The organism is Paenibacillus sp. GYB004 (genome assembly GCF_036577605.1).
Lineage (GTDB): Bacteria > Bacillota > Bacilli > Paenibacillales > NBRC-103111 > Paenibacillus_AB > Paenibacillus_AB oceani.
On sequence record NZ_JARBDB010000068.1, the window covers coordinates 64,856 to 82,119 of the forward strand.

Sequence of the window (17,264 nt, forward strand, 5' to 3'; positions counted from 1 at the left end):
AAAGGTGCTATGATGGAGCTAACATCACGATCGATACACGGAGGTACGCCATGGAGCAGCTTGGAGGACAATACCATCACGGATTAATGGCGCTATCCTATCTGGTGGCTGTCCTTGCTTCCTATACCGCCCTTGATCTGGCCGGCCGCATTACGGCTGCGCGGGGTCCGGCCCGCAGGCTCTGGTTAAGCTGCGGCGCTTTCGCTATGGGCTCGGGCATCTGGTCGATGCATTTTATAGGGATGCTCGCATTTCATCTCCCCGTTCCTGTCCGCTATGACTACGGTGTCGTCTTCGCTTCTTACCTGTTGGCCGTATTGGCCTCGGGGATCGCTCTCTATATCGTCAGCCGCAAGGAAATGCCGCTGCCCGGCCTGCTGGCCGGAGGACTGCTGATGGGCGCCGGCGTCTCGTCGATGCACTACATCGGCATGTCCGCCATGCAACTGCACGAGATCGTCCTAACCTACGACGCCGCGTTATGGTGGCTGTCGGTGGCGATCGCGATCACCTCGTCGGTTGGAGCGCTGTCGTTGTCGCTGTATTTCCGCATTCCCCGAAGCCGGTATTATGTATACGGCAAATGGGGCGGCGGTTTCATCATGGGTGCCGGGATCGTCGGGATGCATTATACCGGCATGCTTGCCGCCCGGTTTCATGCCGAATCGCCCGCAGTCCATACGGCCGCTGACAGCGGCATGAGTGTACTGTACCTTGCTTACGGCATCGCGCTGGTCACGTTGTTCGTACTCGGCTTCGTCCTCATTGCCGCCGTGTTCGACAAACGTTTGGCCACTGCAGCGGAGCAGCTTGCCGAGAGCGAGCATCATTTCCGGTCGCTGTTCGACTACAATTCGGACGCCGTGTTCTCCATGGACCGCAGCGGCGTGCTGATCAGCGTAAATCCCGCCGTCGAGAATCTGACCGGCCTTCCGTCTTCCCGCTTTATCGGCCGTCATCTTACCGAAATATCCGGTGTTAACGCGGAGCAGACCATGTACCATTTTAACCGGACGCTGGAAGGCGTTTCCCAAGGCTACGAGGTTGCCTACAGGAGAGAGGACGGCCGGGCGGTTGATCTGCTGGTCCATATGGTGCCGCTCTCGGCGCAGGGGCGGGTTACGGGAGCCTATTGCCTGGCGAGAGACATTACGGAGAGCAAACGGACGGAGCGCCGGATGCATCATCTGGCCTATTATGACGAGCTGACCGGATTGCCGAACCGCAGAAGCTTTATGGACGCGCTGGAAGCGTGCCTGCACTCGGGAAGGTCGGCGCAAGAGTCAGTCGCTTTATTTTGCCTCAATCTGGACCGGTTCAAATCGTTCTCGCAGACGGCCGGCCACAAGGTCGGGGACCAACTGCTTCAATCGTTCGGGGATCGGCTGCGCGGCGTTACGGACGGGTGCGACTTTATCCCGGCCCGAATGGGCGGCGACGAGTTCGCCTATATGGCGGTGCTCCGCACGGAAGGTGAAGCGGCGACAATTGCGTCGAAGATGAACCAACCGGATACGCCCGTCGTCATCGGCGGCCTGGAGTTTCATTTGTCCGCCAGCATCGGCTATGCGTTGTATCCGAAAGACGGAACCGATGGCGAGTCGCTGCTGCAAAAAGCCCAGACCGCTCTGGACAGCGCCAAACGGCGCGGCGGCAATCGGGCCTATGCGTATGATGCGGCGATGGAAGCGGCGGCCAACCGGAAGCTGGAGATCGAATCCGGTCTCCGCAAGGCGATCGAGCGGGGCGAACTGGACGTGCATTACCAGCCGCAGGTCGAACTGAAGAGCGGGGCGCTGGTCGGCGCGGAGGCACTGGTCCGGTGGAAGCATCCCGTGCAAGGTTATGTGCCCCCAAGCGTGTTTATTCCGGTAGCGGAGGAAACCGGGCTGATCAAGCCGATCGGGGAATGGGTGCTGCGCTCCGCCTGCATGCAGGCGAAAGCTTGGCAAGCGGCGGGGTATGCGCCGATCACGGTATCCGTCAACCTGTCGAACCGGCAGTTCGAGGAGCAGCATTTGCCGGAGACGGTCGGAGCGGTTTTGTCGGAATGCGGGCTGGAGCCGAATTATTTGGAGCTTGAGATTACTGAAAGCATGGCGATGGACGTGACCCGGACGATTCAGGCGCTGCAAGGCCTTAAGAAGCTGGGCATCGGGATCGGCATCGACGATTTTGGAACCGGCTACAGTTCGCTAAGCTACTTGAAACGGTTTCCGATCGACAAGATCAAGATCGACCAGTCGTTCGTCCGGGATATTGCCAATGCAAATGACGACAACGACACGGCGATCGTATCGGCGATTATCGCCATCGCCCGCCACCTGCAGCTGAAGGTTGTCGCCGAAGGCGTGGAGACGCAGGAGCAGTTCGATTACTTGCGGCGCGAGCAGTGCGATATGCTGCAAGGGTACTATTTTAGCCCGCCGGTGCCCGCAGACCGGTTCGAAAGCTTGCTGCGCGAATACGGGAGCCGGAAAGCCGCCATGTAGGCGGTTTTTCTTTAATGGATCAGAAGTATATCGTGAAAATGGCTCTGAACCCTGATGAACGCCAGCGTCAAAGACGCGGTAGGCGTTTATCCTTGACCGTTTTTTTGGTAGAATGAACCGTATCAGCGGCTAAGAAGAAAGGTGGACTACAGACATGGAATTTATCCGTATCCGAAGCATCAATGACGACTATTTCCGGCAAATGCACGAATTAATGGGGCGGATCTTCCCGGCCGAGGAGGTGCTCGCGTTCGATCTGTGGGCCGAGCCTTTGCTGGATGAAGGGTTGCGCGTCGTGGTGGCGGTTCACGAAAATCAGGTTGTCGGAGCTACGGAATACCGCTATTATCCCGATATGGGCGTGGCGATGACCGACTTCACGATTATAGGACGGGAAGGGCTCGGCGTAGGCCGGTTCCTCGCTCAAGAGCGGCAGAAAGATTTGTTCGAATGGGTACAAAGCAGCGGCGGCAATCTGAGCGGCATGTTCGCCGAGATCTATAATCCGTATCTCGTCGAGGAGCACGCCTTCGGCGGCATCAAGCCGATGGACCCGTTCGTACGGCGTGAAGTGTTGTCCCATCTCGGCTACCGCCGGCTCGACTTCCCTTATGTTCATCCGTCCTGGGAGCTCAACGGGGAGGCCGTAACCGGACTCGATCTGTGTTTCCTGGCCTATGACGAGAGCTTGAACGAACTGCCGGCCGCGCTGGTCGCCCGGTTTTTGCAGACGTATTACGCGATTCAGGATAAAAAGCCGGAGGCGTGGTACGAGATGGTCCGGCGTCTAGAGCAGCTTGACCGGGTACCGCTGCTGCCAATCTAACGGGAACCGTTGCCGGTTCGGAAAGCGGGGGAGCGGGATGTTGGGAAGCTTTTTGGGGGATGTGGCCGGGGAGGACGGCAACTGCGATTTGTTGCACCCGGTCTATGTGGAGCGGACGTGCGCGGCGATCGGATTGCCGGATGAGATCGCGGAGGCGGTTCGTCAAGGCGCCGCCCGTATACGCGAAGACGCGGCCTTGGCGGACAAGGCCCGGCAATTTCACCGGGAGCTGTTCGTAGAGAGGCTTCCGCACGGAGAGGTGAACGAGCGGCTGCACGCTTCCGGCCCGGACTCCGGGATGCTGGCCGCGGTTGTGTACCTGGGAGCGCTGCCGCAGATGATCTCCTGCTACGAATCGAAGGGCATACCGGAGAATGTGCTCGTCGACACGCTCCAGGATATGGCTGTCTGGATGCGGCATCACAAGCGGTACCAGGGAGAATGGGGACTCGGCCAGACGAAATGGCTGATCAAGCATTGGACGGGCATGCTGTTCCGGCTCGGCCGTCTGCAATTTATTTTCACCACGTACCAGAAGCCGGTAAAAGCGTTCCGCCACCGGCAGACCGGACGAATCGCCGCCTTAAGTGACTCCGGCGTCCGGTACCGGGCTGACGGGCAAGTGGACGGAACGAACGGCATATCCGATCCGGTGCATGGCTGGACGTCCGTCTATACGTATGACGGGAACATCCATACCGGACACCTGATCTCGAAGGACGGCGCGGCGCTCCGGACTCCGGTCCGTTTGGCGGATGCGGAGTGGGAGCTGGTGCTGGAGCCGGGCGATACGGTGCTTGACGTGCACATCCCCGAAGGCGGCAAAATGTCGCACGAGCTGTGCCGGGATTCCTACGGGCAGGCGGTCACGTTTGCGGCGCGGCATTTTCCGGAAGTGCCGTACAAAGGGTTCGTCTGCAGCTCGTGGCTGCTCGGACCGGTGTTCAAGCAACTGCTGCCGGAGGACTCGAATATCGTCCGGTTCCAGTCGGATTATTATGTGACGCCGATCAAGTCGGACGAGGATCAGACGCTGGAGCGGGTGTTCGGCTTCGGTACGAAGCTGGACGATCTGCCCCGTCTGCCGAGAGAGACGACGCTGCAGCGGATCGTGTACGATCATCTTGCGGCGGGGGGACGTATATACGGCGCGGCGGGATTTTTGCTGAAGGACGACTGGGCGGGCGGGACTCCGCTGGCGTCCGAAGTAGAGCTCGGCCAAGCCGATACATAATGCCCAGCCGAATGGAGCATCCTAAGGCAAGATTTCGAGATTTTGCCAAAGGAGGCTCCATTTCTCATGTCCAACCAATACAACAACAACAAGCACGACGCGTCGCCGCAAGATAACAATCAGGAGAAGTCGGCGAACGAACACGGCGAGCTGCGCAACGGTCGTCTCAGCATGATCAAGAACAACAACTCGACAGGCGGGGAACGCGAGAACGAGTATTTGCGGGAGCTTGTGGACAACCGGGATATTCATTAGAACGCCGCCTGGCCTCGGCGGTTCAGCCGATGGGATGGCTGACAGGGCAAGCCGGTATGGGTGATAGTTACGAGCAACTTTGAAGTTTTACATGTCACAGGAATTCAATCGGGCCACCAGAAAACAGGTCGCACCTCCAATCAGAGGGCGGCCTGTTTTCTTATGTGGTCCGGTCTCCAGTAATCCGTTCTCCGTAACTTAAATGCAGGAAATAGATGTGGCAGGTATGCAGCCTCTCCTGCTGCTGTCCGAATCTGGAACTCTCGCAATCTGCAATCAATCCAGAAGACCGCAAGCATCGCGAATTTTACAAAAAACAACAAAATCCCTGCCTACTCGGAGGGAGCTTGTTGTTTTTTGTTTACGACCGGCTGCTGTCAGATGACAGCGCGGCAGTATGAAGCTTTCCTCACTTATCCCCGCGGTCCACATGCTTGCGGGGGGAGTTTTGGCCGGTTTGGGCATTTTTGTCGGCCAGGTGGAGGTGGTGGTGCTCGGTTTCGCCGGTGAGGCTGTCGACCTCATAACGGACGAGCTTCCAGCTCGTCGTGCCGAGCATCGGGTCGGCCGGGAAGACGTCGCCCCGCTCCATAAATTGCTCGCGGCCCCATTCGTTCGAGTAGACGCCTTCGACCTCGACGGGTTCGCCGGACATCGGCTCCATGCGATCATGTTCGCTCATTAGGGAAAGTTCCTCCTTGCGGTGCGTAATTGCCGCGAAATTCCATTCGCCTCTGGCAACTTTACTATGCCCAATTTTGGTTATTTCATGAGAAGCGTAACACGCAGCACATGCGGAATAACGAACCTAGCAGAGCCTGTCGATTCAATGTGTAGAACCCTTTCCACTGGTTGTCCATAATGAATCGACAGCCTCCTAGCAGATCCATGCTTTTTCCGTATAAGCTTGAAAGATTTACCATAACTAAAGACAAGATAGTGGCATATACATGTATCATACAGCTCAAAACGAGGGAGGAGAGGACCGGAGAGGCAGCAGCACTTTATAAGTTTACCGTTTCACCTGTAATGAAAGCGCTTCATAAAGTCAGCCGCTTCATAAGGACAACGCCAATCGGCTGCACGTCTCCGGTTTCCGCGAAGACAACGCTGTACGGTCAGCCCAGGACACGGCCCCAGCGTCCTTCCGGACCAACCAAAGCGAGACTAGAGAGAACGTGCACCCGCCCAAGACAATGTCATTACGATCATTTGATTAGGGAAGGGGTTCTGATCCATGAACAAAAGCCAACTAAGCAGAAAGTGGCCGGCTGCGATCTCCGCCGTCCTGCTGGCCGGTACGATCGCCTCCGCCTGCTCCGGCGGCAAAGGCACGGCGGGGGACGATACGCCCGCTCCCGGCGGAGATCCGAAGGCGAAGGAACGGATCGAGCTGTCGATGTTTTACAACAACTCCGGGCTGGAGCATTTTCCGCTCGATACGACCGATCCGAGCAACAATCCGTTCCTCAATATTGTCGAGCAGATCGCCAATGTCGATCTGAAGGTCGAGGTCCCGCCGTACAAAGATTACCAGACGAAGTTTAATCTGCTCCTCTCGTCGGGCAAATTGCCGGATCTTCTTCATACGAACTATCCCGATCCGACTTACAAGGCGGCGCGCGACGGCGCGTTCATCGATTTGAAGCCGTATTACGACAAGTCCCCGATCGTGCAGAAGTACATTACGCCGCAAATGATGGAGCTCGCCAAGGACCCGATCAGCGGCAAATACTGGCGCATTCCGATGGCCTACGACAAAGGGCCGCAAGGGGCCGGCATCTTCGCCCGATACGATCTGGTCGAGAAATACAACGGCGGCAAGTGGCCGGAAACGGTCGAGGATTGGGTGGAGCTGCTGCGCAAAATTAAAAAAGCGGAGCCGGACGCAATCCCGATGTCGAACCGGGTGATCGGCGACACGATGTTCGCTTACGGCGGGGCCGTCTTTTTCCAGCTGTACGGGGCGAATCCGTACGGCTCCCGGATTCAGGGCGGCAAAGTGATCCCGAACGTCGTGCTGCCCGAGTATAAGGCGGCCGTGGAGTTGATGCGCTCACTATATGCGGAAGGACTGTTCGACAAAGAGTTTGCGACGACCGACACGACCAAATGGTCGACCAAATGGCTCAACAACAACGTGTTGTTCCAATGGAACACGGCGGATCAAATCTTGCCTGGGCTCGCTGCGAACATGACGACCGGCACCGACGTCCAGAAAAAGTATAAATTCGTATTCGCTCCGCCGCTGACGAAATACCCTTCCGTTCTCGCCGACAAAAAATATGCCACTCCGGGACTCGGTCTGCCGATCAGCACGCACGGGTTGTACATTCCGGCTTCGTCCAAAAACAAGGACCGCGCCTGGGACGTCATCGAAGCATTCGCTTCCGAGCAGCTGAAGGAGGAAATTTTCTGGGGCAAGGAAGGCGAGACGTATACGATGAAAGACGGGAAACGCGTCCCGATCGCCGAGAAGCTCGGAGCAAAGGAACGCACCTGGTCGAAGCATCTGGCGTTTATCTTCGGCTTCACCGATGGTCAGGATGCGCAAAACGCGCTGTATGAGCTGCAAATCGGCACTCCGCTGTTCAACCAGGTGCGCAGCAGCATGAACGTGCTGCAGAACGATGCGCAGAAGATCGGGCTTGCGGCCATCCCCGGTTATGCCGAGCCGGACGAAGTCGTCAAGAAAAACTCGGAGATGTGGCAGGCGGTCAACAAATTTACGTCCGAGGCGATTATGGGGCGCATCACGATGGATCAGTTCGTCAAGGAAGTTCAGGATTGGGAGAAGAAGTACCGGACACTGAAGTACGAACCGCTGCAAAAGTATATCGACGCGAACAAAGAGAGTCTGCGCAAGCTCGGCTACACGATGGTCGACTGGTAACAAGCAGCCTGAAAACGGCCTGCGGCCTGTACCCTCGTCCCCGTCCGTTCCCGGAGCAAGATCGGTCTTCGGGAGCGGACGGCTCCATCTATCTGTGATTCTCCTAAGGAGGTGCCGATTCGATGAACGACTCCACTGCTGCTCTTGAAACGGCTCCCGGGACGAACAAGCCGAAGCGGAAACGGGTGCGTGTCCAAACGCTCCTGTCACTGTATCTGTTGTTCGCTCCGACTGCCGTGCTGCTGTTTTTGTTCAACTATATCCCGATGTACGGAATCATTATCGCGTTTAAAGATTACTCGATCTACAAAGGAATTTTTCGCAGCGACTGGGTCGGCTTCGAGCATTTTGTTTACTTTCTGACAGACGACAAGTTCTGGTCCGTGTTTCAGAATACGCTGATCTTGAACTTCTACGATTTATTATTCGGATTTACGAGCCCGATCATTTTTGCGTTACTGGCCAATGAGCTGTACCAGAAAACGTTCAAGCGGGTCATGCAGACCGTATCGTATTTGCCGCATTTCTTATCGTGGATCGTCGTCTCCGGCGTATTTTATTCGTTCCTGTCGCCGGAAACGGGTCTGTTCAACCGGTTTATCGGGCTGTTCGGCGTCGACCCGATCTTCTTCATGACCGAGCCGGGCATCTTCCGCGGCATTCTCGTCTTCGCCGATATATGGAAGGGCGTCGGCTGGTCGGCGATTCTGTACTTCGCCGTTATTGCCGGCATCGACAGCAGCTTGTACGAGGCGGCGTGGATCGACGGGGCGAGCCGATGGCGGCAAGTGCTGCATATTACGCTTCCGCATCTGGTGCCGATGATTACGCTGCTGTTCCTGCTGCGGCTGGCTCATTTATTCAGCATCGACTTCGACCGGATCTTCCTGATGCAGAACCCGCTCGTCTACGACGTGTCCGACGTAATCAGCACCTACGTATACCGGATGGGGCTGGAGCAGTCCCAGTACAGCTTAACGACGGCGATCGGGCTGATGCAGAGCGTTCTCGGCTTCCTGCTGCTCATCGGGTCGAATCGGCTGTCCAAACGGTTAACCGGTCTGGGCATGTATTAGTACAAGGTCAGAAGGAGGAGGAGATCCGGGTGCACCGTTATTCGTCGCCGTCCCGAATCGTATTTCAATGCTTCAACTATACATTTTTCGTCGTCTTCTGCATCTCCATCCTGGCACCGTTCATCAATGCGCTGGCCATCTCGCTCAGCAGCTACCAGGGCGTGCTGTCAGGGAAAGTCGGGCTGTGGCCGATCGATTTCCAGCTCGATTCGTACCAGAAGATCGCCTTCAACTATACGTTTCTCCGCTCGTTCGTCAATACGGCCGCTCTGACGGTGATCAATACGCTTCTGTCCGTCGTCGTCTCTCTATGCGCGGCGTATGCGCTGTCCCATAAGCTGTTTGTCGGCAGAAGCGCGGCGTTCACCTTTATCCTGATTACGATGTTTTTCAGCGGCGGACTGATCCCGACGTATCTGAACGTCATGAACCTCGGCCTCGGCAATACGTACTGGGCCCTCATCCTGCCCGGGCTTGTCAGCCCGTTTTATATTATCGTGTACAAAAATATGATCGACCAGCTGCCCAAGGAATTGATCGAATCGGCCGAGATCGACGGGGCCGGGGAGTTCCGGCTGCTGTTCCGTATCGTGCTTCCGCTCGTACTTCCGATGACGATGGCTTTTGTCATTTTCAGCGCGGTGGGCTATTGGAACCAGTGGTTCGGCGTGCTGCTCTACATTAAGGAAAAATCGATGTGGACGCTTCAGTTCCAGCTGCGGGAAATATTGAACAACGCCCGGCTGGAAGACGAAGTGTTGAATCCGATCGGCCAGCAAATCATTCATCCCGAAAATTTGAAGATGGCGGCGCTGATGGTGACGGTGCTGCCGATTATCGTCATTTATCCGTTCGTCCAAAAGTACTTCATACACGGCCAGTTTGTCGGGGCGGTGAAAGGATAGCGGCAGGGCGGTTCCTTGGAAGGGACGCAGAAGGCAGAGTAACGTGTAAGGCAGATGGAGACGGGCAGAAGCAGGGATCGAACGCCAAGGCCGCTCTAGAGCGGCTCTTTTTGCGTAAAGGGCACGGCTCCCGGTTACCGCGGAACTCCCTGCGAAGTACAGGAAACGGCATCGGAGCCAAGGGCCTGATTAGGCGAGGAGATCGGGGGATCGGCGGAAGAGCAGGGGACCCTTTTCTTCGGATTACAGGGAAGGAGACACCCCGGCGGCTTGCTTTTATTTACGACTGAAATCGGTTACAATTTTTGGCCTATATTCACTACGAATTTGGCGTGACTATTTTCGAAGGGCCCCTTATAATACCCCATGAAAGCGAATTCAAACCTATAAAATACCTGTACTTTTATTGTGTGATTATCTCTCGTAGTAATACGAAATTTCCCCAAGGGGAAAGGGGTGGTCGCGATGTAAAGGGCCGTGCAAATCATGTTGCGAAGGAAGTCCATCGACAAAAGATCCAGCCGGCAACTAAGGTCATACGAACTTGCAAGAAGGGGGCAAGGTTACACACGGACACCCGATCTGCTCCAGACCTTTTCAAGAACGACGCTGCAACTTATCCCGCACCCGGGGCCGATCCGGACAACAGGCGATCGAACGGGACCGTGACCAGAAACAGCGGCCAGTCCGCACGCCGTACCGCACAACCCAAGTACTTCTCAGACAACCGCTCCGAGCAAAGACGCTTCTAGACGCTCATCCAAGACGGCTGCGGCCGACATTCTTCTCTTATCCGTCTATCCACCACCACGATCCCGCTGCGATATTCAAATCACGTTATCTGTAACCGAAGACCTGACGGAACGATCCGGTGCTTTCGTATCGATGCCGGCAGGTTAATAGAGCGCAAGGGAATTACGCGCCTGATGAAAATGCCAATTATGCGATAGAAGGGAGAGCTGTTCATGTATCGAACAAATAAAGCGCTTTCATTATTCGTGTGCTCGATGTTAGCCGTTTCGCTGGCTGCTTGCGGAGGAGGGTCGAGCCCAGGCAGTACGCCTGCTCCGGGAGACGGAGAGAAGAAGGAGGACGCCAAACCCGTCCCGAAAGATCCGTATACGATGACGATTTTCGCTCCCGGCGTAAGCGTGGAAGAGCTGAACACCCGGTTCGGCGAAGCGTTAAAAAAGAAATTTCCGCATATTACGTTTAATTTCACTACGAGCTCGGCAGGAAACAATATTACAGATTTGGTCAGCCGGGGGGAGATTCCCGATCTGATCCGCACCGACATCCCGACCTTATATTCCGGTTATTTGGATTTACAATTAGGGGTCGATCTCAAGCCATACATTCAGAAGCATAAATACGATTTAAACCGGTTCAATCAAGTGTTTATCCGCGAGATCGAAGATTATACGCGCGACGGGAAGCTGTACGGCCTGCCGGTTCCGCCGTTTTTCCCGAACGTGCTGTATTACAATAAAGATTTGTTCGACAAATTCGGTGTCGACTACCCGCGCGACGGCATGACCTGGGACGAGGTATACGAGCTCGCCAAAAAGCTGACGCGCACGGAGGGCGGCACGACGTACCGCGGGTTCACCGCAAATCTGACCGGCATGCTGCGCGACAATCCGTTCTCGATGCCGATTCTCGATCCGGAGAAGGATCAGCTGCACGCGCCGGAGAAATGGCAGTCGGTATTTATGAACCTGAAACGGTTTTACGATATACCGGGCAACGCGCTGAAAAGCGCGGCGGACGAATCGGCGGCTTTCGGAACCGGGCTGTCGGCAATGGCGGCCAACCTGCACAGCGTCTACTTGAAAATCCCGAATGAAATCAACTGGGATATCGTATCGCTCCCGACGATGAATGGGGCTCCCCAGCGGGTCAGCCAGCGCGGGCCTGCCTACTGGGCGATTACCAACACGGGCAAGCATAAGGATGAAGCGTTCGAGGTCGTGATGGAGATGCTTTCCGACGAGATTCAGATGAAGGATGCGCTGCAGGGCATTCCGACTACGCTGGCGAACAAGCAGATTCAGGACGCGCTTGGCAAGGAGCATCCGATCTACAAAAGCAAAAACATGAAGGCGGTGTCCTACTACCCGCCGACCGATCCGACGGTGAAGCGGAAGCAGGGCCTGATCGACATACCGCTCGGCAATCAGCAATCGTTCATTATCGCTTCGTTCGTCGACTTTGCCACCGGCAAGGACGATCTGAACACCGTGCTCCGCAAGCTCGACGAGACGCTCAAAGCGAAGCTGGCGGAAGAAAAGGAGAAAAAGCAAGCCAAGTAAGCAAGGCGCAAACGGTGTAATCCGGCTTTGCGGCTATTCGGAAGAGCTCAGCTGCGATCTCTAAACCGGTGCTGAAAATAACTTCCGGCCGAGTGGTGGCAAAATCGTCCGCTAACTCTCATATACATGTAATACACCGATAAACCGGCCCATTGCACAGCAAGCCATAGCTGCCGCAGCCCGGGCGGCCGCCATCTTGTCCGTCATCCGGCCTTAGACCATTCGTTCATGCTCGTATCTGATAACGATTCCAGATCGTAAGGGGTGCTTCTCATGCTCAGAAGATCGGTTATGATTGCAGCGGCAGCGGTATTGGTGCTCGTATCCGCCTGCTCCGGCTCGGGTTCAGGCGGAAGCCAGCCGCAGCCGGCGGACGGGGCCGCGGCGGAACCGCAGAAGCCGAAAGATCCGGTAAGGCTTGTTTTTTACAATGCCGGCGGCAACTTCAACGCGGAAGGATACTGGGAGGAGAAGTTCGGCAAATATATTAAAGCGAAATTCCCTCATATTACGCCGGACTTCATCCCTTCGACCAGCGGCAATCTCGCCAAGCTGCTGACCGGTGGAGAGCAAATCGACGTCGTATTCGGTTCGGTCGGCTTGTCGTATACGAGCGTTTTTTTGAACAACATGCAGGTCGATATCGAGCCGCTCGCCAAAAAGTATAAAACCGATCTGTCCCGCTTCGAGCCGAAGACGCTGGAGATGATCCGGCAGATGAGCGACGGCAAGCTGTTCGCACTCCCGTTCGACAATCAGGCGGCCGTCATTTATTACAATAAAGATCTGTTCGACAAGTTTGGCGTCCCGTATCCGAAAGAAGGAGTCACCTGGGATGAGCTGTACGAGATGTCCGTCAAGCTGACACGCAACGAAGGCGGCAAGCAGTATTACGGGCTGACCTTGTCCCCGACCCATTACTTCCTGCGCAACCAGCAGTCGCTCAGTCTCGTCGATCCGAAGACGCTGGAAGTGAAGCTGGCGAACGACGATGTGAAAAGCCTGATGAACAACATCGCGCGGTTTTATCAAATCCCGGGTTTTAATCCGGATAAGACGAAGATGGACAGTCTCGTCAAAATGTTTTTCCAGGAACAAGTATCGGCGATGTGGACTCCGATCAGCGGTCTGCACGTCGAGAAGGATCTCGCTCCGCTGAACTGGGACATCGTCTCGTATCCGCCGCTTAACGGCAAGGGGGCGCAGCCTTACCCGACGTTCGTGTATCTGAACATTGGAAGCAAATACCCGGATGAGGCGTACCAGGTGATGGACTACTTGACGTCCGAGGAATTCCTGACCGAAAAGGCGAAGGCGGCCACGTTTATTCCCGCTCTGAACAGCCAGAGCATCCAGCAGGTGTTCGCCCAGGATACGGCGCTGTACAAAGGGAAAAACATCTCGGCCATTCCGCTCAAAAACATGGCGGCGCCTTCCCCGCAAAGCAAATATTATTCTACCGCCACGACCCAGCTCGGCGTTAATGCGCTGCGCGGCATTTTGTACGAAGGCAAAGATATCAACACGGCGCTTCGGGAAGCGGAGGAAGCGGTGAAGAAAGTCATCCAGGAGGATAAGAACAAATAAAGGATGGCCGAACGGCAACCGCCCGCTTACGCGAGTGCGGTACGTTCGGAACGTTGCCCCGGCTGCGGCTCTTTAGAGCCCGGCCGGGTTTTTCTCTGTGCGCCATTCGGCTAAAAACGAGAGCAATCGGCGGCGTATTGCGTAAAAAGACTCTATTCTGCAATTCTTTCGAATATTATAATGAAGAATGCTTATGTTTTTGCTAGAGTGCCGCAAAGAAACGGGGAAAGCAAGAAAGAGGGGTAAACGAACGCAGATTGGGAGTCGCAAGCATTCGCAGAGCTTGTATTGAAGGAGGAACTATTTATGAATGAAAGCCTTGTACGGTTAAATAGGAAAATGGTTCGATGGGGCGTATCCGCCCTGGTGGCGTCCGCACTGCTAGTAGGCGCCGGCTCCTCCGAATGGCCAAGTGCCGACGGGGCAAAAGGAACGGGGCTGCTCCTTCAGGTGTCAGCCGCAGAAGCTTCCGTCTTCTCCGACGTCACCACGCACTGGGGGAAGGCTTCGATCGAGTGGGCAGTGAACCAGGGAGTCGTCGACGGGTTCGCTGACGGTACGTTTCAGCCGGACAAGCTCGTCAGCGAAGCGGAGTTCGTCACGATGCTGCTTCGCGCATATGTCGGGAACTCGGCGATTGCCGATCAGCCGAATGCGCCATGGTACGCCAAGTATTACGCCTACGCCGGCGAGATGCATTGGCCTGTCGATGAGGCGCGCGCGAATACGCCTTATAAGCGGGGGCTTGCCGCTCGTCTGCTGGCCGCTTCACAAGGGCAGGACCTGGGGGAAGCGGGGGCGATCGGCTATTTGCTCGACAACGGGCTGGCGCAGGGCAAAACCTCCGGTACAGTGGAAGGATTCGGTGCCGGCGATACGCTGACTAGGGCGGAGTCGGTGCAATTTATTCGCAACTTGAAAAGCAAAGCGCAGTATATAAGCGGGCTGCCCGCTCCGGTACAGTCGTTTGCAGTTCGGGGGGTAGCGCTCGGGGATTCGGTGTCGTCGGTTCAGGCGAAGCTGGGCGCACCGGATCGCCGGGATGAGAGCGAATACGGATTCGAATGGTACATTTACAATGCGGATTATGCGAACTATGCGCAGATCGGCATAATGGACGGAAAAGTAGTCGGCTTATACACGAATTCGTCCCGGTGGACGACTTCGAAGGAGGCCGTGCAGCCGGGAGCGGCTTCGCGCGATGTGGTGAAGACGTTCGGCAAACCTCTCGATTCGATCACGAAAGGATTTACGCGGTATTTGATCAATTCGCCGGGGGTCGAGGAGGGGGTGTACGAAATCGACGGCAGCTACGTCACGTTCTACTATGATACGCACGAGGGGAGCGCCATTGAGGCGATCCAGGTGATCGCGAAGGAGACCGAGGAAGCAAAGAAAGACTACTACGGAACGCCGAGCGAGCAGCTCCGGACCGCATACGAGCTGGAGGCGTTCGATCTGGCCAATGCGGCGCGGGTGAAGCGCGGCCTGAAGCCGTACAAGTGGGACGACCAGGTGGCCGGCACGGCCCGCAAGCATAGCGAGGATATGGCGGTGAATCAATATTTCGATCACAAGTCCCCGTCTGGGCAAAATCTCGGAGCGCGGTTGGATGCAGATGCGGTGAATTACGAGAGCGCCGCCGAGAATATCGCGGCCGGTCAGCCGAACGCCATTACCGCGCACGCGGGTTGGCTCAATTCGACTACGGGACACCGGAAAAGCTTGCTCGGCGACCTGGAGCGGCTTGGAGTCGGCGTGTACTTCGGCGGCAAGATGCATGTCTACTACACGGAAAACTTCATTTCACCGATGAACTAGCGGATTTGCGCCGGGTGCCCGGCTTCGCATGACGGGGGTCAACCACAGATTTTGCCCGTTAGGGGCCCGAAGTTCGGGCCGGGCCGAGGCTCTTGCGGCCGTTGCTTTTTTCGGCAAAGTTGGGTACAATGTTGAGCAAAGCATAATTGCGGCCATGAAGGATCAATAGTACCTGACGCCACTTTCGCACAAGCGACCCGGGGACGGTGAAAGCCCGGGGAAAGAAGCAGGGAAAAGGCAATCCGGAGCTGCATACGTTCAAAGGGGGCGCGTCATCCGTACGCGTCAACTAGGGTGGAACCGCGGGTGCTCGTAACAAGCTCTCGTCCCTAGGCATAGCATCTATGCCATGGGAGAGGGCTTTTTCTATTGTCCGGCTCCGTTCATGGCAAACCGACAAGCGGAGGAGAGTATTGAAGATGAGTGTAAACATGGATCAAATCGTAGCGCTGGCCAAACACCGGGGCTTTGTGTTCCCGGGCTCCGAGGTGTACGGCGGACTCGCCAACACGTGGGACTACGGTCCGCTGGGCGTCGAGCTGAAAAACAACATCAAGCGCGCATGGTGGAAAAAGTTTATCCAGGAGTCGCCGTACAACGTAGGGCTCGATGCGGCGATTTTGATGAACCCGCAAGCTTGGGTCGCATCCGGCCACGTCGGCAACTTCAACGACCCGATGATCGACTGCAAGCAGTGTAAAGCCCGCCATCGCGCGGATAAGCTCATCGAGAACGCGCTGTCCGAGAAAGGCATCGAGATGGTCGTCGACGGTTTGTCGTTCGACCAGATGGGCGCGCTGATCGTGGAGCACCAGATCGCTTGTCCGGACTGCGGCAGCCGCGATTATACCGACATCCGCCAGTTCAATCTGATGTTCAAGACGTTCCAGGGCGTGACCGAATCTAGCTCGAACCAAATTTATTTGCGTCCGGAGACGGCACAGGGCATTTTCGTCAATTTCAAAAACGTACAGCGCACAATGCGCAAAAAGATGCCGTTCGGTATCGGCCAGATCGGCAAAAGCTTCCGCAACGAAATTACGCCGGGCAACTTCACGTTCCGTACGCGCGAATTCGAGCAGATGGAGCTTGAATTTTTCTGCAAGCCGGGCGAGGATCTGAAATGGTTCGAATACTGGCGTTCGTTCTGCTTCGAATGGCTGAAGACGCTCGGCCTGAAGGAAGACCATATCCGTCTGCGCGATCATTCGGATGACGAGTTGTCCCACTACAGCAACGCGACGACGGACATCGAGTTCCGGTTCCCGTTCGGCTGGGGGGAACTGTGGGGCATCGCCGATCGTACCGATTACGACCTGAAGCAGCATATGGAGCACTCCGGAGAAGACTTCCATTACATCGACCAGGAGACGAACGAACGGTATGTTCCGTATTGCATCGAGCCTTCGCTCGGCGCGGACCGGGTGACACTGGCTTTCCTGATCGACGCTTACGAGGAGCAGAAGCTCGAGGGCGACGACAGCCGTACGGTGCTTCATTTCCACCCGGCTCTCGCTCCGTTCAAGGCGGCGGTATTCCCGCTGTCGAAGAAGCTGTCGGAAGGCGCCCAGACGGTGTTCTCCGACCTGGCGAAGCATTTCATGGTCGACTACGACGAAGCCGGCTCGATCGGCAAACGGTACCGCCGTCACGACGAGATCGGTACGCCGTTCTGCATCACGTACGACTTCGAATCCGAGCAGGATGGCCAAGTGACGGTCCGCGACCGCGACACGATGGAGCAGACGCGTATGCCAATCGCGGAGCTGAGATCGTTCATCGAGCAGAAAATTTCATTTTAATGGCATAAACGAAAAGAGCGCCCCGTCTTTCCCGATATAAGGGAGGGACGGGGCGTTTTGT

General features: G+C 56.2%; 12 protein-coding genes. 11 read left to right on the forward strand and 1 reads right to left on the reverse strand.

Annotated elements, in window-relative coordinates; genetic code table 11:
• Positions 1-50 precede the first annotated feature (50 nt).
• From PV433_RS31245 to PV433_RS31260, 4 genes are all read left to right on the forward strand, one after another.
• A complete protein-coding gene (locus tag PV433_RS31245) occupies positions 51-2,492 on the forward strand; it encodes an EAL domain-containing protein (RefSeq protein ID WP_332075887.1) in 2,442 nt (813 codons plus the stop codon).
• 154 nt (positions 2,493-2,646) lie between these two features.
• Positions 2,647-3,318: a GNAT family N-acetyltransferase gene (locus PV433_RS31250; RefSeq protein ID WP_332075888.1), complete on the forward strand. Its 672-nt coding sequence runs from the start codon at positions 2,647-2,649 to the stop codon at positions 3,316-3,318.
• A 37-nt stretch (positions 3,319-3,355) separates the two neighbouring features.
• Positions 3,356-4,552: an acyltransferase domain-containing protein gene (locus PV433_RS31255; protein ID WP_332075889.1), complete on the forward strand. Its 1,197-nt coding sequence runs from the start codon at positions 3,356-3,358 to the stop codon at positions 4,550-4,552.
• A gap of 66 nt (positions 4,553-4,618) precedes the next feature.
• Positions 4,619-4,807 carry a hypothetical protein gene (locus PV433_RS31260; RefSeq protein WP_332075890.1) on the forward strand — a complete coding sequence of 63 codons (189 nt, stop codon included), beginning with the start codon at positions 4,619-4,621 and terminating at the stop codon, positions 4,805-4,807.
• Between the two features lie 409 nt (positions 4,808-5,216).
• On the opposite strand, the gene PV433_RS31265 is transcribed toward PV433_RS31260, so the two are convergent.
• Positions 5,217-5,489 (reverse strand): transposase, encoded by a 273-nt coding sequence (locus PV433_RS31265; protein ID WP_332075891.1) that lies wholly within the window; start codon positions 5,487-5,489, stop codon positions 5,217-5,219.
• 555 nt (positions 5,490-6,044) lie between these two features.
• Here PV433_RS31265 and PV433_RS31270 point away from each other — a divergent pair.
• The 7 genes from PV433_RS31270 to PV433_RS31300 all read left to right on the forward strand — a co-directional run bounded on the left by PV433_RS31270 (position 6,045) and on the right by PV433_RS31300 (position 17,203).
• Entirely contained in the window at positions 6,045-7,700 is a 1,656-nt protein-coding gene (locus PV433_RS31270; RefSeq protein WP_332075892.1) for an extracellular solute-binding protein, read from the forward strand.
• A 122-nt stretch (positions 7,701-7,822) separates the two neighbouring features.
• Positions 7,823-8,776: an ABC transporter permease gene (locus PV433_RS31275; protein ID WP_332075893.1), complete on the forward strand. Its 954-nt coding sequence runs from the start codon at positions 7,823-7,825 to the stop codon at positions 8,774-8,776.
• 29 nt (positions 8,777-8,805) lie between these two features.
• Positions 8,806-9,681, forward strand: coding sequence for a carbohydrate ABC transporter permease (locus PV433_RS31280; RefSeq protein ID WP_190930160.1), 876 nt, complete (start codon positions 8,806-8,808; stop codon positions 9,679-9,681).
• Positions 9,682-10,646: 965 nt separating this feature from the next.
• Positions 10,647-11,993, forward strand: coding sequence for an ABC transporter substrate-binding protein (locus tag PV433_RS31285; protein WP_332075894.1), 1,347 nt, complete (start codon positions 10,647-10,649; stop codon positions 11,991-11,993).
• Between the two features lie 273 nt (positions 11,994-12,266).
• Positions 12,267-13,580, forward strand: coding sequence for an extracellular solute-binding protein (locus PV433_RS31290; RefSeq protein WP_332075895.1), 1,314 nt, complete (start codon positions 12,267-12,269; stop codon positions 13,578-13,580).
• A gap of 306 nt (positions 13,581-13,886) precedes the next feature.
• On the forward strand, positions 13,887-15,401 hold the full coding sequence (locus PV433_RS31295) for a CAP-associated domain-containing protein (protein WP_332075896.1): 1,515 nt from the start codon (positions 13,887-13,889) through the stop codon (positions 15,399-15,401).
• Positions 15,402-15,820: 419 nt separating this feature from the next.
• The gene (locus PV433_RS31300; protein WP_332075898.1) at positions 15,821-17,203 is read left to right on the forward strand and encodes a glycine--tRNA ligase; all 1,383 of its coding nucleotides are present in this window, start codon (positions 15,821-15,823) and stop codon (positions 17,201-17,203) included.
• Positions 17,204-17,264 lie beyond the last annotated feature (61 nt).

What these genes read in the sequence shown, in the direction of transcription:
- PV433_RS31245 (WP_332075887.1), top strand. Translation starts at nt 51, where the DNA reads ATGGAGCAGCTTGGAGGACAATACCATCACGGATTAATGGCGCTATCC.
- PV433_RS31250 (WP_332075888.1), top strand. Translation starts at nt 2,647, where the DNA reads ATGGAATTTATCCGTATCCGAAGCATCAATGACGACTATTTCCGGCAA.
- PV433_RS31255 (WP_332075889.1), top strand. Translation starts at nt 3,356, where the DNA reads ATGTTGGGAAGCTTTTTGGGGGATGTGGCCGGGGAGGACGGCAACTGC.
- PV433_RS31260 (WP_332075890.1), top strand. Translation starts at nt 4,619, where the DNA reads ATGTCCAACCAATACAACAACAACAAGCACGACGCGTCGCCGCAAGAT.
- PV433_RS31265 (WP_332075891.1), bottom strand. Translation starts at nt 5,489, where the DNA reads ATGAGCGAACATGATCGCATGGAGCCGATGTCCGGCGAACCCGTCGAG.
- PV433_RS31270 (WP_332075892.1), top strand. Translation starts at nt 6,045, where the DNA reads ATGAACAAAAGCCAACTAAGCAGAAAGTGGCCGGCTGCGATCTCCGCC.
- PV433_RS31275 (WP_332075893.1), top strand. Translation starts at nt 7,823, where the DNA reads ATGAACGACTCCACTGCTGCTCTTGAAACGGCTCCCGGGACGAACAAG.
- PV433_RS31285 (WP_332075894.1), top strand. Translation starts at nt 10,647, where the DNA reads ATGTATCGAACAAATAAAGCGCTTTCATTATTCGTGTGCTCGATGTTA.
- PV433_RS31290 (WP_332075895.1), top strand. Translation starts at nt 12,267, where the DNA reads ATGCTCAGAAGATCGGTTATGATTGCAGCGGCAGCGGTATTGGTGCTC.
- PV433_RS31295 (WP_332075896.1), top strand. Translation starts at nt 13,887, where the DNA reads ATGAATGAAAGCCTTGTACGGTTAAATAGGAAAATGGTTCGATGGGGC.
- PV433_RS31300 (WP_332075898.1), top strand. Translation starts at nt 15,821, where the DNA reads ATGAGTGTAAACATGGATCAAATCGTAGCGCTGGCCAAACACCGGGGC.